The 14,419-nt window shown below is 65.6% G+C and carries 13 protein-coding genes; 5 read left to right on the top strand and 8 right to left on the bottom strand.

Translation table 11 applies throughout. The features are described from left to right. Positions 1-119 precede the first annotated feature (119 nt). The 3 genes from OG874_RS12505 to OG874_RS12495 all read left to right on the top strand — a co-directional run bounded on the left by OG874_RS12505 (position 120) and on the right by OG874_RS12495 (position 3,501). Positions 120-926 (top strand): class I SAM-dependent methyltransferase, encoded by an 807-nt coding sequence (locus OG874_RS12505; RefSeq protein ID WP_330255293.1) that lies wholly within the window; start codon positions 120-122, stop codon positions 924-926. Between the two features lie 463 nt (positions 927-1,389). Next, complete coding sequence (locus tag OG874_RS12500; protein WP_330255292.1) at positions 1,390-2,712, top strand: family 1 glycosylhydrolase; 1,323 nt, start codon at positions 1,390-1,392, stop codon at positions 2,710-2,712. A 78-nt stretch (positions 2,713-2,790) separates the two neighbouring features. Next, positions 2,791-3,501: a class I SAM-dependent methyltransferase gene (locus OG874_RS12495; protein WP_330255291.1), complete on the top strand. Its 711-nt coding sequence runs from the start codon at positions 2,791-2,793 to the stop codon at positions 3,499-3,501. 44 nt (positions 3,502-3,545) lie between these two features. On the opposite strand, the gene OG874_RS12490 is transcribed toward OG874_RS12495, so the two are convergent. The 6 genes from OG874_RS12490 to OG874_RS12465 all read right to left on the bottom strand — a co-directional run bounded on the left by OG874_RS12490 (position 3,546) and on the right by OG874_RS12465 (position 9,797). Beyond that, positions 3,546-4,478 (bottom strand): TauD/TfdA dioxygenase family protein, encoded by a 933-nt coding sequence (locus OG874_RS12490; RefSeq protein ID WP_330255290.1) that lies wholly within the window; start codon positions 4,476-4,478, stop codon positions 3,546-3,548. A 106-nt stretch (positions 4,479-4,584) separates the two neighbouring features. After that, positions 4,585-5,931 (bottom strand): LLM class flavin-dependent oxidoreductase, encoded by a 1,347-nt coding sequence (locus OG874_RS12485; RefSeq protein WP_330255289.1) that lies wholly within the window; start codon positions 5,929-5,931, stop codon positions 4,585-4,587. Positions 5,932-5,957: 26 nt separating this feature from the next. Further along, positions 5,958-6,842, bottom strand: a complete 885-nt coding sequence (locus OG874_RS12480) for an ABC transporter permease (RefSeq protein WP_330255288.1) — start codon at positions 6,840-6,842, stop codon at positions 5,958-5,960. Further along, the gene (locus tag OG874_RS12475; RefSeq protein WP_330255287.1) at positions 6,835-7,668 is read right to left on the bottom strand and encodes an ABC transporter ATP-binding protein; all 834 of its coding nucleotides are present in this window, start codon (positions 7,666-7,668) and stop codon (positions 6,835-6,837) included. The genes OG874_RS12480 and OG874_RS12475 overlap by 8 nt, the downstream gene beginning before the upstream one ends. Continuing rightward, positions 7,665-8,747, bottom strand: coding sequence for an ABC transporter substrate-binding protein (locus tag OG874_RS12470; protein ID WP_330255286.1), 1,083 nt, complete (start codon positions 8,745-8,747; stop codon positions 7,665-7,667). Before OG874_RS12470 ends, OG874_RS12475 begins: the two co-directional genes overlap by 4 nt. A gap of 303 nt (positions 8,748-9,050) precedes the next feature. Then, on the bottom strand, positions 9,051-9,797 hold the full coding sequence (locus OG874_RS12465; RefSeq protein ID WP_330255285.1) for an IclR family transcriptional regulator: 747 nt from the start codon (positions 9,795-9,797) through the stop codon (positions 9,051-9,053). A gap of 292 nt (positions 9,798-10,089) precedes the next feature. Here OG874_RS12465 and OG874_RS12460 point away from each other — a divergent pair, with 292 nt between their 5' ends. After that, positions 10,090-11,670 carry an FAD-binding protein gene (locus tag OG874_RS12460; RefSeq protein ID WP_330255284.1) on the top strand — a complete coding sequence of 527 codons (1,581 nt, stop codon included), beginning with the start codon at positions 10,090-10,092 and terminating at the stop codon, positions 11,668-11,670. After that, complete coding sequence (locus OG874_RS12455) at positions 11,670-12,011, top strand: 4Fe-4S dicluster domain-containing protein (protein WP_330255283.1); 342 nt, start codon at positions 11,670-11,672, stop codon at positions 12,009-12,011. Before OG874_RS12460 ends, OG874_RS12455 begins: the two co-directional genes overlap by 1 nt. A 61-nt stretch (positions 12,012-12,072) precedes the next feature. Here the strand turns inward: OG874_RS12455 and OG874_RS12450 are convergent, their stop codons facing one another. Both OG874_RS12450 and sfnG read right to left on the bottom strand, forming a co-directional pair. Continuing rightward, positions 12,073-13,299, bottom strand: coding sequence for an SfnB family sulfur acquisition oxidoreductase (locus OG874_RS12450; RefSeq protein ID WP_330255282.1), 1,227 nt, complete (start codon positions 13,297-13,299; stop codon positions 12,073-12,075). Next, positions 13,299-14,414: a dimethylsulfone monooxygenase SfnG gene (sfnG, locus tag OG874_RS12445; RefSeq protein WP_330255281.1), complete on the bottom strand. Its 1,116-nt coding sequence runs from the start codon at positions 14,412-14,414 to the stop codon at positions 13,299-13,301. The genes OG874_RS12450 and sfnG overlap by 1 nt, the downstream gene beginning before the upstream one ends. Positions 14,415-14,419 lie beyond the last annotated feature (5 nt).

Genomic DNA, 14,419 nt, shown 5'->3' with positions numbered 1-14,419 from the left:
GAAAGGGTCTCCACGCGCCGCCTCGGGAGGTACGCTCACCGCCGGAGAGCCCGCGGACCCGATCGCCGGACCTGGCGACCTGGTCAACCACCGGCCAACAGGACCGAAGGACGACCGCGATGTGCAGCTACCGTCTCGATGCCGAATACGCCGATCCCACACCGCTGCAGGTGCGGATCGACACGCACGAAAAATACTCCGAGCGCCCAGACGACCCGGGCGCGGACGTACTAGCGGCACTATCGCTGACCGGCACCGAACATCTTGCCGATATCGGGTGCGGGGACGCGCGATTCCTCGCTGACCTGGCGGCGCGCGGGCATCAGGGGCCGCTCGTCGGTATCGACATCGCACCTGCCATGGTCGCCGAGGCGAACGCCATTCCCGGGGTACGCGGGGTGTTCGGCAGTGCCGACCGGATTCCGTTCGACGACGACAGTTTCGACGTGATCACCGCGCGCCACATGCTGTACCACGTAGGCAATCCGCCGAGCGCGCTCGCCGAATTCCGGCGGGCGACCAAGGCCGGCGGGTCGGTAACGGTCGTGGTGAATCACCCGAGGGCCTGCCCGTACACCGGTGAACTCGTAGCCGCGCATGCGGCGACCTATGGAGTCACCGTGGGCGACGCGTTCGCGGGAACGGTCGATTCCGACACGCTGCCCGCGATGATGTCGGATGTCTTCGGCGACATTCGAATCCACCGATCCGACAATGCCCTCGTCTTCGATACGCCGGATCCGTTGATCCGCTTCGCCGAGGCGCTGTTCGCGTTCTACGGAATCCCGACCCATCACCCACGGCGGCAGGACATCTCGGCGGATCTGCGCCAGGACATCGAGGATTGGTTCACGCACCATCCCGGGCGGACGTGGCGCGATCCCAAGGGGTACATCGTCGTGACGGCCGTGGTCGACGCGGGATAGTCCGATCTTCGGTGCGGTTCGCGCTGTGCCGCGCGATCCAGACGGTCTGTAGCGCAAGAAGTCTGCTGAGCCTTCCTCCTCTTGGCTTGCTCTTGTTGGAGGGATCGTGTGTTGCGTTTGGAAGGTGACTTGTCGTCGAGTTTGAAGGTGAGCATTGCATGCGTAGATGCGCATATCTACCTACCCTAATGTAATTCATTGCAACCCCGTCTTGCCATGCTCCGGCACCACCTCAGGCGTGCACCCGACTCGACACTCCCTAGGAGTCCCGATCTCTCGCCGCTCCCCTCCCCTACTCCGCACGGAACCGGAAGATCACCCACTCCCCCAAGCAATTCCGCGCGGACCTCCCCTATCGAAGTCGACCGACCAGTTACCCTCGTCGCGTGGTCCCTACCCGACCCGGCACGTGTGCGCGCCGGAGGTCCACGAGCGCCCGTCACCCTCAGGAAGCAGGAGTTCGATGCGATCACCCAGTCGCCGCCATATCTTGGCCACCATGGCGGCCACCACAGCGACGCTCATCACCGCTGGCACCGCGCCCGCGTTCGCGAAACCGGCGCCGCCCGCTCAGGTGCAGCCGCTGGGCGCCGACTTCCTCTGGGGCGTGGCCGCATCGGGCTACCAGTCCGAAGGTTATGCGCCGGACAGCAATTGGTCCCGGTACGTGGCCGCGGGCAAGACCGACGACCCCTACCTCGACTCGGTCGATTTCTACCACCGCTACCGGTCCGATATCGATCTCGCCGCAAAGCTCGGCGTAAAGATCTATCGCATCGGTATCGAGTGGGCGCGGGTGCAGCCGCGACCCGGCGCATGGGATGAGGACGGACTTCGCTTCTACGACAACGTGATCGCCGCGATCACCGCTGCCGGCATGCGCCCGCTGCTCACCATCGACCACTGGGTCTACCCAGGCTGGGAGGTCGACCGCGGCGGCTGGTCCAATCCAGGAATCGTCGAAGACTGGCTGGCCAATGCCCGCACCGTCGTCGACCGCTACGCCGCGTCCGATCCGTTGTGGGTCACGTTCAACGAACCCGCCGCCTACATCATCAACGAGACCACCCACGGCGGCCTCTCCCCGACCGCCATCCCCGCGATGCAGGATCGGATCATTCAGGCGCACAACGCTATCTACGACCACATCCACCAAGTGCAGCCCGGCGCGCTGGTGACCAGTAACGTGGCCTACATCCCGGCGGCCGAGGACGTGATCAACGGCTCGCTCATCGACCGAATCGGCGCGAAACTCGACTACATCGGCATCGACTACTACTACGGTGCTGCCCCCGACACCGTCACCCAAATGAGTCTCAGCGAACTCTGGAAGAACCCACTCGAACCCGAGGGCATCTACTATGCCCTGCAACACTATTCACGCAAATTCCCCGGCCGACCGCTCTACATCGTCGAGAACGGCATGCCGACCCAGAACGGCCTCCCACGCGCCGACGACTACACCCGCGCCGACGACCTCCGCGACACCGTTTACTGGCTGCAACGCGCCAAAGCCGACGGCATGAACCTCATCGGCTACAACTACTGGAGCCTCACCGACAACTACGAATGGGGTTCCTACACACCCCGTTTCGGCCTCTACACCGTAAACGTCCGGACCGACCCCACCCTCACCCGCACTCCCACCGACGCCGTCCCGGCCTACACCGCCATCACCCACAACGGCGGCGTAACCCCCGACTACCGCCCCACCCGCGCCCCGAAGCCCTGCTCCTTCGTGGATGTGGCGGCCAGCTGCACCGATCCCGTCATCGTACCCAATTAGCCTGCACCCCTGCGTTTTCGCGTAGTGCCGCGCAACGGTCCGCGTGGCCAACTCGTCCGGACCGGGCAGACTGGAAACGTGACTGATGTGGTGGGGTCCGATCCGCAATACGACGAGTTCGCCGACGAATTCTTGGAACAGGCGCGGAACAGCTTGTACAACGCGCACTACGACCGGCCGACCTGTCTGAGGTTGCTCGGGGAGGTGGCCGGGCGCAGTGTGCTGGACGCGGCATGCGGTCCTGGCCTGTATGCCGAGGAGCTGGTGGCGCGCGGCGCCCGGGTGTGCGGGCTGGACCAGAGTCCTCGAATGGTCGAGCTGGCTCGGCAACGGGTTCCGGCAGGCGAGTTTCGCGTGCACGACCTGGCCGATCCGCTCGACTGGTTACCTGATGATTCGGTGGACCTGGTGCTGTTAGCACTCGCGCTGGAGTATGTCGATGACCGGGTAACGATGTTGCGAGAGTTGCGGCGGGTGCTGCGGCCGGATGGGGCGCTCGTGCTGTCGCGGCTGCATCCCACCGGGGACTGGCTGCGGCACGGCGGTAACTATTTCGATGTGCGGGTGATCGAGGACGTGTTCAGCAATGGCTGGCAACTGCGATACTGGCTTGCGCCGTTGGAGCGGACGTGCGAAGAGCTGCGTGCGGCGGGCTTTCTCATCGAACGGCTGCTCGAGCCGCGACCGCAGCCCGAAGCGGCCGACATCGACCGGGAACGCTATGAGCGCCTGTCCCGTGAGCCGTCCGGATTCCTGGCCATCAGGGCCGTACCGGATCCCCGGCGTTGATCCTGCCGAGCGCCGGCCCAGGTGGGGCCGACGCTCGGCTGCGGTCAGGCGCCGGTGAACTGCTGGCCCGCGATCGAGCGCGACGGTTCGCCGTCGACGCCGACGGGGATATCGCCCTCGAGGGTGGTGCGGTAGAGGACCCGAGTGACATCCAGGTGGTTGAGATCGCTGGGGGCCAGGTGGGCGGTTGCGCGGTTGTCCCAGAACGCGAGACTGCCCTTCTCCCAGCGGAATCGGACGGTGTAGGCCGGGTTGGACAGTTCGTCGAACAGGAGCTGCAGGACGGCTTCGCTCTGAGCGGGGCTCAGGCCGACGATGTGGGTGGTGAAGCCCGGGTTGACGAAGAGCACTCGTTCGCCGGTCACGGGATGCACGCGAACGACGGGATGTTCGGTGACCAGCGGTGCGTTGGCGACCTTCTTCGCGTAGTCGCTCTCCTCGTTCCACGCCGGCCGATTGCCGCCGAAGCGGTGCACGGCGCGCAATCCCTCGATGAACTTCTTCAGCGACTCGGGCAGCCCGTTGTAAGCCGCCGCCAGGTTCGTCCAGCTGGTGTCACCACCACGCGCGGGCGCGATCTCGGCCCGCAGCAGGGAGGCGGCGGGTGGGTTGATCAGTGCCGAGACATCGGTGTGCCAGTGGTTGGTGTAGGTGTACTTCTTGATACCGAAACGCTTTTCGTACAGGCGGCTGTCGACGGCCAGGATCTCCTGGAATTCGGTCGGCGCATCGTCGTCGTAGGGATGCGAGGGCGTAACCGCGCCGAAGCGCCGGGAGAACGCGATGTGCTCGGCGTGGCCGATGTGCTGGTCGCGGAAGAACAGCACCTTGTATTCGTGCAGTGCCGAGGTGATCTCGGCTACCTGCTGATCGCTGAGTTCAGTGCGCAGGTCGATGCCGGTGATCTCAGCGCCGATATGCCCGGCGACGGGCGTGATCAGCAGTGTGGTGGTGGGGATTTCGTTGACGGTCGTCATGGTCGTGCTTCCTTCGGCGACGGGTTGGGGGTGGACGGCGGGCGTCGGCGACAGCCGCTGGTTGTCCTGCGCATGAAGTCGACGGCACGCCGCCTGGTCAGCGGCTTCATGCGCTCACCTGCGTTTCCACGTGCGCGAATTGGCTTTCCACCGGGTCCAGCCCGTAATGGCCGCGCAGTGTCGTCGCGGTGTAGTCCGTCCGGAAGAGTCCGCGCTCCTGCAGGATCGGCACCACCCGGTCCACGAAATCCGCGAGCCCACCGGGCAGGTACGGCGGCATGATGTTGAAGCCGTCGGCGGCGCCGTTCTCGAACCACGATTGCAGTTCGTCGGCAATATCTTCTGGCGTGCCCGCGAAGGTGCGGTGCCCACGCCCACCGCCGAGTTTGCCGATGAGCTGGCGCACGGTGAGTTCCTCGCGCTCGGCCAGCTCCTTCACCAATGTGAATCTGCTCTTCCCGCCTTCGATTTCGCTCTCCGTCGGCAGCGGCGGCAAGGGTGCATCGAGTGCGTGTTCGGTCAGATCGACGCCCAGCAGCGACGACAATTGCCGCAGTGCGTAGTCCGGCGAGATCAGGTCGGTGAATTCCTGTTCGAGCGCCAGCGCCTCGGCGCGCGTGTCGGCGATGAACGGCACCAAACCGGGCAGCACCTTCAGTTCGTCGGCCGAGCGACCGTACTTCGGCAGCCGCGACTTCAGATCTCGGTAGAACGCCTGCCCTTCTTCCAGCGTCCGCTGCGCGGTGAACACCGCCTCGGCGTACCGCGCCGCGAAATCCTTTCCGCTCTCCGAGGATCCGGCCTGCACGAGCAGCGGACGGCCCTGCGGGCTGCGCGGCGAATTCAGCGGTCCGCGCACCCGGAACCGATCGCCCACGTAGTCGATGCTGTGCACCTTGTCGGGATCGGCGAAGATGCCCTCCTCGGGGTCCAGCACGATCGCGGTCGACTCCCAGCTGTCCCAGAGCTGGATCGCGACATCCACGAACTCCTGCGCCCGCTCATAACGCCGCGCGTGCTCGGGAATGGCGTCGAAACCGAAGTTGAACGCCTCCTCCTCATTTCCCGATGTGACGATGTTCCACCCGGCCCGACCGCTGCTGATGTGGTCCAGCGAGGCGAATTTGCGGGCGAGGTTGAACGGCTCGTTGTAGGTGGTCGAGGCGGTGGCGATCAGCCCGACATGCTCGGTTGCCGCCGCGATCGCGGACAGCAGCGTCACCGGCTCGAATACGGCGAGGGTGTTGCGCTTGATCCGCGGCCCGACCGCCAGACCGTCGGCGAAGAATACCGAATCCAGCTTGCCGCGTTCGGCGATCCGACCCAGCTCCTGGAAGTGCCGCACATCCAACACCCGACGCTCTTCGGTTCGGGGATGGCGCCAGGCCGCCTCGTGGTGACCCACACCCATGAGGAACGCGTTCAGGTGAAACTGCTTGGGCGGTACAGACATCGGTGATCGATCCTTTGGACGAGTAGTTACAGACCGGATGTGGTGCGCCAGCGCGACAGCCGGCGTTCCAGGGCGACGAGCAACCCGTTGAAGGTCAGCCCCAATATCGAAATGGCGAGAATGCCCGCGTACATATTGGGGATCTGGAAGTTTTGCTGCGCCGCGGTGATCAAATACCCGAGCCCGGCACGCGCACCGACCATTTCGGCCGCGATGAGTACCAGGATCGATGAGGCCGCCGCCATCCGCACCCCGGTGAAGATCGATGGCACCGCGGCGGGCAGGATCACCTTCTGGAACAGTCGCAGGGGCGAGAATCCCAGCGACACCGCCGATTTGATCAGTAGCGGATCAACCGTGCGCACACCGGTGATGGTGTTCAACAGGATCGGGAAGAAGCTCGCGTAGAGCACGACCGCCACCTTCGACGTCTCCCCGATCCCCAGAATCAGGATGAACACCGGCAGCAACGCCAAAGCCGCGGTATTGCGGAAGAATTCGAGGATCGGATTGAGGAAGTCGGCGACCGGCTTGTACCAGGCGATGCCGATACCGATCGGAATCGCCACCACCAGAGCGAGGGAGAACCCACTCGCCGAGCGGGTCAGGCTGGTCGAAACGTGTTCCCACATCTGACCGCTCTGCACCAGATTGACGAAAGCCTGGGCGACCACCGAGAACGGCGGCAGGAAGACCTCGTCTACCAGTCCGATCCGAGGGGCGATCTCCCATATCGCGAGCAATAGCGCGAAGGCGATGGCGGGCTTGAAGATGCGCCAGCCGACCAGCGCGACGGTACGCAGTGCACGCAACAGCAGCGGCGGCACGGCGACTTCCCGCGCCGAGGCGACGACCGGCTCGGGCACGATGGCGCGCGGCGCCTTCTCGATGACTTGCAGTGCGCTAGACATGAACCGGCCTCTTCTCGTTACTCGTGGCGGACGACAGTTCGAGCCCCTGCGCGCGGGTGACCTCGCTCTGCAATTGCGACCAGATCCGGTGCCTGGCCTCCCGGAACGGCTCGCTGGATCGGACGTCCACACCGGAGTCCCGATCGATGTCGATATCGAAAACGGCCTTGACCCGGCCCGGCCGTGAGGTCAAGACCGCCACCCGCTGGCCGAGGTACACGGCCTCGTCGATGCCGTGGGTGATGAACAGGATGGTCTTGCCGGTCGCCTTCCAGATGCGTAACAGCTCGTCCTGCAACGACTCTCGGGTCTGGGCGTCGAGTGCGGCGAACGGTTCGTCCATCAGCAGCACCTCCGGATCGAAGGCGAGGCTGCGTGCGATGGCGACGCGTTGCTTCATGCCGCCGGATAGTTCGTGCGGATAGCGGTCGCCGAATCCGACCAGCCCCACCAGGTCCAGATATTCGGCCGCGATCGCCCGGCGCTGCCTGCGCCGCACACCCTTCGCCTCCAAACCGAATTCGATATTGGCCAGGGCGGTGCGCCACGGCAGCAGTGCGTACTGCTGGAAGACAATCCCCCGGTCCAGGCCGGGGCCGCTGATCGGCTGGCCGTCCAACAGGATTCGGCCCTCTGTCGGCTTGCTCAGGCCACCGAGCAGATCGAGCAGCGTCGACTTGCCCGAGCCACTCGGCCCGACCAGCACCAGGAACTCACCCTCACGCAGTTCCAGCGAGATGTCCTCGATCGCGGTGAACTTCTCGTTCGAACCACGAACCGGGAACTGTTTGCGCACGCCGTTCAGCGCGAGTTTCACCTGACTCATTTCGCCGCCACCGCCTCACCGGTCGGACCGGTGGTCGGACCGTAAGTGCCGTTCGCGTAGGGGTTGTCCTTGTTGGTGAACAGATCCTTCGCCGACAACTTGCCCGACGGCGCGTCGCCGTTGCGGACCAGCCAATCGATCCAGATCTGCAGTTCCTTCTCTGCGACAACGCCGCCCGGCACCGGAATGCCCGAACTCCGCCAGAACTTCAGCAGTTCGGTGTTCTCGTTGCGGCCGCGCTTGTTGATGATCTGGGCGAAGCGGGCCACCACCTCGTCGCGCGGTGTCACCTGCAGCCAGCGCGTCGCACGTGCGGTGCCCTGGACGAAATCCTTGACCGCCTCGGGGTGCTGGGCAATGTAGTCCTTACGGAAAACATAAGTGCCGTAGTCGAATTGACCGAACAGATCCTTGTCGGTGTACAGCGCGTGGATACCGCCGCGCCCGACCGCGCTCTCGCGGAACACACTGCCGAGGGCGGCCACATCGATCTGGCCCTTGCGCAGCGCGTCCTCGGTATTGGCCGGCGGCACCACGATCAGCTCGACCTGCTTGATCTCCTGATCGGTCAGTCCCTGCTGATGCAGCCATTCGCGGGTGACGAATTCATGGTGCGCGCCGAGAGTGTTGATGCCGACCTTCTTGCCGATCAGATCTCGCGGCGAGTTGATGCCGGAGCCGTCGCGGACGAAATAGCCGGTATAGCTCTGCTCGTCCGCACCATAGGAGCTGAGCACCGAGGTGACCGCCGCACCGCCCGCAACCAGCTTGACCACCGCGCCATTGAAGGCGCTGCCGAATTCGATCTGGCGCGTGGCGGCGGCCTGGATATTGGCCGGGCCGCTGGTGGTGTCACCCTCCCAGTGCAGTTCGATCTTCGAGAAGTAGCCGAGGTCGGCGGCCAGTTCATACGCCGAAACCTGGCCCGTCGAGCCCTGGTAGCGGAGCACATCCTTGCCGTCGGCGCTGGTGCCCGGATCCGATGTGCCGCATCCGGCGAGCACCACGAGTGCGGTGGGTATGGTCAGCGCGGCGGCGACGGCACGGAGCAGCCGCGGTCTCGTTTTCTGGGACAACATGTTTCGGGTTTCTTTCACTGAATACGCACTGTCGCGCACGGGAATTGGACGTACCGCGGCAACAGGTAAGCGATACGGATTACCTGGACGGGAATGCGGAGGCCAGTACGGCGGCCGCGAATTCAGGCGCGACAGACTCCGTGCGGGAGGCGCATGAGATCCACCGTGCGACGGCGGATCAGCGCGATGGATTCAACCATTTCGACGACCTTTGTGAATTGTGCAGAAGCGATAACCCGCTGCGTTGTGTCAATGGTGGGGCGGGCCGGGATGGGCGGCAATGGCGATTTCACATTGTGGAAATCACCGTGAGTACAACTCCAGCGGCGCATCCGTGATGGCGGCGGTGGACTGGCACAGCGGTCCGATCCGGCCCGCGATCTGGCGCATTGCGGGCACGATGCCGCGCACCAGTTCATCGTTGAGGCGCGCCGAGCGGGCCTGTACGCCGATGGCGCCCCACACCTGCTTGTCCGGGCCGAGAATCGGTACCGCGACCGAGCGGACCGGATCCTCGCTGTCGATCACCTCGACGGCGAAACCGCTGCGCCGCACCCGATCCAGATCCGTCGGCGACACCGCCACGCTGGGCGAATATGCCAGCAGCGCATGACCGACCGCGCTGGAGCGCAGTGGCTGGCGGGCGCGTGGCAACTGGTTGGGGCAGAAGTACACCGGCGGACGGGCCTGGAAAACGGTGACGGCGTCGTGGTCGTCGGCGATGCTCAGACTGACGGTGATCCGGATGCCCGCGGCCAACGCGTAGAGGTGTGGCGCGGCGGCGTCGATACCCAACCGCGACAGCGCCGGACGGGCCAGCGACGCCAGCCCGTGCCCGATGCGATAGCGGTCCGTGAGCGGATCCTGTTCCAGCAATCGGCCGCGTACCAGCGCCTGCGCCAATCGATAGGTCGTGCTCACGGGCAGTCCGGCACGATGGGCCAACTCACTCACCGACAGTTCGGGGTCGTCGCCCTCGAAGCAGTTCAGCACGTGAATCGCGCGATCGACGGCTTGTGCGCCCGAACGCGGTTGATCGGCAGCGGTCATCGGCCCTCCTGATGTCTCGGCCTGGTGCGGCTCTCGGCTGCACTATTGCCCGACACAGCCACCGCGGCAATGGTTCTACGCCCGATGCACTTATCTCGCGCGGGGCTCGCGACCGGAATTTCTCCCGCACTCAGAATCGCGGTGATCCGAATAGTTTCGCGGGGCCGCCATCGCTCGTAGATTTCGAATTCCCTGCGTTCGGTCGCCAACTGCGCGGCCCCCGCATTCTTCGCATTCCGTCGCCGATTGCTGCTTTTCTCGGCACGATCTCGACATCTCATCAGGAGCACGCATGAGTGATCTCTGGCAATCCAGCACCGATGTCCTGGTGATCGGCGGCGGTCCGGCCGCCGCCTGGGCCGCCATCCGCGCGCGCGAGGCGGGCGCGGAGGTGACACTCGTGGACAAGGGCTACTGCGGAACCAGCGGCGCGACAGCGCCTTCGGGCACCGGCGTCTGGTACGTCGCCCCGGAGGCGACCGCCCGCGCCAACGCGAAGGCCAGCCGCGAGGCCCTCGGCGGCCATCTCGCCGACCACTACTGGATGGATCGGGTCCTCGATCAGACGTACACGAATATGAATCGCCTTGCGGTGGAGGGCAAATACCCCTTCCCGCGGGATCCGGCGACCGGCGAGCAACTGCGCACCGGGGTGCAGGGCCCGGAGTACATGCGGCGGATGCGCGCGTGGATCAAACGCCTCGGCGTCCGCATCCTCGATCACGCACCGGCACTCGAACTGCTGGTCGACGATGCGGGCACGGTGCGCGGTGCGGCCGGCTACCAGCGTCAACTCGATCGCGACTACCGCATCGCGGCGGGTGCGGTGGTGCTGGCCAGTGGCGGGTGCGCGTTCCTGTCCCGCGCCCTCGGCACCAATGTAGACACCGGCGACGGTGCGTTGATGGCGGCCGAGGTGGGTGCGCGCTTCTCGGGCATGGAGTTCTCCAATGCCTACGCGATCGTGCCCAAGGGTTCGACCATCACCAAGACCGCCTACTACGGTTACGCCACGTTCTTCCACGAGGACGGCCGGGTCCTGGAGGGCGCGGGGTCGACGAAGGGTCGCTCGGTGATCGCCCGAACGCTGTTGTCGGAGAAGGTCTTCGCACAGCTGGATCGCGCCGACGAGACAGTGCAGGCACAGATGCGGCACGGCCAGCCCAACTTCTTCCTGCAGTTCGATCGGCGCGGGATCAATCCGTTCACCGATCGCTTCGAGGTCGATCTGCTCGCCGAGGGCACGGTTCGGGGCACCGGTGGCATCGATATCGTCGACGACGATTGCGCGACCACGGTGCCCGGACTGTTCGCGGCGGGTGACGCGGCGACCAGAGAACGGATCTGCGGCGGCTTCACCGGTGGCGGCAGCCACAATTCGGCGTGGGCGATGTCATCGGGCAGTTGGGCGGGCGCGGGCGCGGCCCGGTTCGCGCTGCACGCGGCCCGCCGAGACGATGCCGCGCTCCAGGGCGCGGGACGAACGGGGCTGCGGCCCAGTGGTTCCACATCGCTGTCCGCCACCGAAGTCGTCGAGGCGGCACAGCGGGAGTTGCTCCCGTTCCAGAAGAACTACCTCCGTCATGGCGACCGGCTCCAGCCCGCGCTCGATCAACTCGATACCGTCTGGGAGCACGCCACTCGTGAGCTCGGCGGTCACACCGGTGACGAACGCATCCGCGCCCGGCAGGCGGCGGCGATCACCGCGGTCGGGCGGCTGATGTACGAATCGGCCTTGGCGCGCACCGAGACCCGCGGCATGAGCAAGCGCGCCGACCACCCGGAGCTGGACCCGGCTCAGCACCATCACATCCTGTCCGGCGGCCTCGACACCGTCTGGACCTCGACCGACGCCCGGCAGGCGGTGGCATAATGATCGAGCTCGTGCTCGCCGACGCATGCATCGGCTGCGACAAGTGCGTCGATGCCTGCCCCACCAATGTGTTCGATCGCACTGAGTCCGGAATACCGGTCATCGCAAGACAATCCGACTGCCAGACCTGCTTCATGTGCGAGGCCTACTGCCCTACCGACGCACTGTATGTCGATCCGGAATCGACGCCACTACCCGAAACCCACACCATCCCCACCGATCACATCGGCCGCTATCGCGAGAAGCTCGGCTGGGGCAAGGGCCGCACAGCGGGCAGTCTGGTCGCCATCGGCCCCCGCCTCCCCCACGGTGCTCCCCCACCCCGATTGAGCGAACGCTGAAACTCATCGAGTGCCACGCGTGTGGTCACCGCCCCGGCGATGACCACACGCGTGCCGCCGTTCAGATCACGCCGTGCAGCGGTGGTGGGTTGTCGTGTAGCACTGCTCGTCCGATGTGCTGGTATTTCCAGCGGATCGGGTCGTGCAGGGTGTGGGTGCGGGCGTTGCGCCAGAAGTGGTGCAGGTTGAGGTCGGCGGCGGCGCTGCGAGTTCCGCCTACTTCGAAGAGTGCGGCGGAGACCTCGTTCGCCGCACGGTCGGCGAGTACCTTTGCGGCGGCCACCGCAAGTGACGCGCGGGCGGCGAGGTCGGCTGGTGTGGTCGCACTATCGCTGTCCACAGCGGCGTCGACCGCCGCACCGGCCGCCGTCAGTGTGGCCTCGGCCGCCGTTACCGCGACCGACAGCTCGCCGAATCGCTGGATCAGCAGCGGGTCATCGATCGCCCGCGCGACGCCCGACTCGAACCACGGACGACTCGAGGTGCGAACGAACTCCGTTGCTGCCGTGAGTGCTCCGCGCGCGATGCCGGCGTCGATGGCCGCGTGCAACAGCTGGGCGTAGGCACCGTAGCCGGTAGGCGCGTGCACTGCCGCCGACCGCGCGATCAATTGCTCCCGTTCGACGATGACCTCGTCGAAGGCGACGGTCCCGCTACCGGTGGTGCGCTGCCCGATCCCATTCCAATCGTCGACGATTCGCACGCCGGGAGTGTCCGCCGGGAGGTACGCGATGTACTCGCCTGCGGGCAGCCCGCTACGTTCCTCGGGATCATCCAGCCGGGTGAGCACGGCCAGCAGATCCGCGAAAAGTGAACCCGTACAGTAGAACTTGACGCCATCGATGCGGAATCGAGAGCCGACCGGCCGCACGGTGGTGGCGATATCCGCGACAGTCGCGCCGCCCCGTTCGGACTGCGCGTTCGCGATCCGGGCACCCGCCAGTACCCGACCGAAATAGCGCGTCTGCTGATCGGCGGTACCCGCCAGCCGCAACAGATTCAGATAGACGAAGTGGCTGTGCGGAATCTGCGCGATACTCGGATCGGCGACCGCGAGCAGCCGCACGACCTCGGCCACCGCGCTGGGCGGCACATCGGCGCCGCCGAACGCCGCCGGAACACTGATCGCGAGCAATCCGCTCGCGGCGAGCCGGTCCACCTCCGCGACCGGCAAGCGCCGGTCCCGATCCCGGGCCGCGGCCTCCTGGCCGAACTCGGTAGCCAGTTGTGCCGCAACCGAATACGCCTGCGCGGCGGATTCGATCCGATCCGCGGCAACCGCGGTCATCAGCCCACCACCGCCGCGGGCGTGCGCGCGGCCTCCAGCTCCCGCACCAGCGGCAGCACCTTCGCGCCGAAGTACTCGATCTCCTCCTGGAAATGCAGGAAGCCACCGAGAATCAGGTCTACTCCGAGCTCTTTGTAGGCGACGATGCGCTCGGCGACCTGTTCGGGCGTGCCGATCAGTTTGGTGCGGAACCCGTCGTTGTACTGCACGAGGTCTTCGAACGTAGAATCCGCCCACATACCCTTGCGATCCTTCGTGGACGCACCGGCCTGCTGCACGGCATCCCGGAAGCCTTCCACCGCGGGCTTGTTCGCCTTCTCGATGATCTCACGCAGGGTGTCGTGCGCCTCCTGCTCGGTGTCGCGGGCGATGATGAAGCCGTTCAGCCCGAACTTCACTTCGCGCTGGTGCGCACGGGCGATGCCACGCAGATCGTCCAATTGTTCGGTGACACCGTCGAAGTCCTTGCCGTTGGAGAAGTACCAGTCGGCGTAGCGGCCACCGTTACGGCGGGCCGCCGTGGAGTTACCGCCCTGGAACAGTTCGGGATTCGGGCGCTGCGGAGTATTGAGCGGTTTGGGCTTCAGGGTGAAGTCGCGGATGCGGTAGAAGTCGCCGCCGTAGTTCACCGCGTCTTCGGTCCAGATCTTGCGGATCACCTCGAGAAATTCGCCGCTGCGCCGGTAGCGTTCGTCGTGCTCGAGCCACGGCTCACCGAGTGCGGTGAATTCGCCCGCGAACCAACCGGATACCACATTGATGGCGAAGCGACCGTTGGACAGGTGGTCGGCGGTGGCGCCGAATTTGGCCAGCACGGCCGGATGCCAGAGTCCGGGATGGATCGCCGCGATCACCTTCAGTCGCTCGGTCGCGCCGAGCAGGGCCAGACTGAACGACGTCGACTCGTGCTGATACTCCGCACCGTAGGAGGCGGTGTAGCGGACCTGCGAGAGGGCGTAGTCGAAGCCATTGTTCTCCGCGGTCTGGGCCAGCTTCTTGTTGTATTCGAAGTCCCAGCCGGTGCGCTGTTCGATATCGCTGGTGACCAGTCCCCCACTGACATTGGGCACCCAGTAGGCGAACCGGATCTGGTCGGCGATCTGCTCTGTGGTCATGGCGG

Origin of the sequence: Nocardia sp. NBC_00565 (assembly GCF_036345915.1) — a bacterium.
Lineage (GTDB): Bacteria > Actinomycetota > Actinomycetes > Mycobacteriales > Mycobacteriaceae > Nocardia.
This window is presented reverse-complemented; position numbering and strand designations above follow the sequence as displayed.

What these genes read in the sequence shown, in the direction of transcription:
- OG874_RS12505 (WP_330255293.1), top strand. Translation starts at nt 120, where the DNA reads ATGTGCAGCTACCGTCTCGATGCCGAATACGCCGATCCCACACCGCTG.
- OG874_RS12500 (WP_330255292.1), top strand. Translation starts at nt 1,390, where the DNA reads ATGCGATCACCCAGTCGCCGCCATATCTTGGCCACCATGGCGGCCACC.
- OG874_RS12490 (WP_330255290.1), bottom strand. Translation starts at nt 4,478, where the DNA reads ATGACGACCGTCAACGAAATCCCCACCACCACACTGCTGATCACGCCC.
- OG874_RS12485 (WP_330255289.1), bottom strand. Translation starts at nt 5,931, where the DNA reads ATGTCTGTACCGCCCAAGCAGTTTCACCTGAACGCGTTCCTCATGGGT.
- OG874_RS12480 (WP_330255288.1), bottom strand. Translation starts at nt 6,842, where the DNA reads ATGTCTAGCGCACTGCAAGTCATCGAGAAGGCGCCGCGCGCCATCGTG.
- OG874_RS12475 (WP_330255287.1), bottom strand. Translation starts at nt 7,668, where the DNA reads ATGAGTCAGGTGAAACTCGCGCTGAACGGCGTGCGCAAACAGTTCCCG.
- OG874_RS12470 (WP_330255286.1), bottom strand. Translation starts at nt 8,747, where the DNA reads ATGTTGTCCCAGAAAACGAGACCGCGGCTGCTCCGTGCCGTCGCCGCC.
- OG874_RS12465 (WP_330255285.1), bottom strand. Translation starts at nt 9,797, where the DNA reads ATGACCGCTGCCGATCAACCGCGTTCGGGCGCACAAGCCGTCGATCGC.
- OG874_RS12460 (WP_330255284.1), top strand. Translation starts at nt 10,090, where the DNA reads ATGAGTGATCTCTGGCAATCCAGCACCGATGTCCTGGTGATCGGCGGC.
- OG874_RS12455 (WP_330255283.1), top strand. Translation starts at nt 11,670, where the DNA reads ATGATCGAGCTCGTGCTCGCCGACGCATGCATCGGCTGCGACAAGTGC.
- OG874_RS12450 (WP_330255282.1), bottom strand. Translation starts at nt 13,299, where the DNA reads ATGACCGCGGTTGCCGCGGATCGGATCGAATCCGCCGCGCAGGCGTAT.
- sfnG (WP_330255281.1), bottom strand. Translation starts at nt 14,414, where the DNA reads ATGACCACAGAGCAGATCGCCGACCAGATCCGGTTCGCCTACTGGGTG.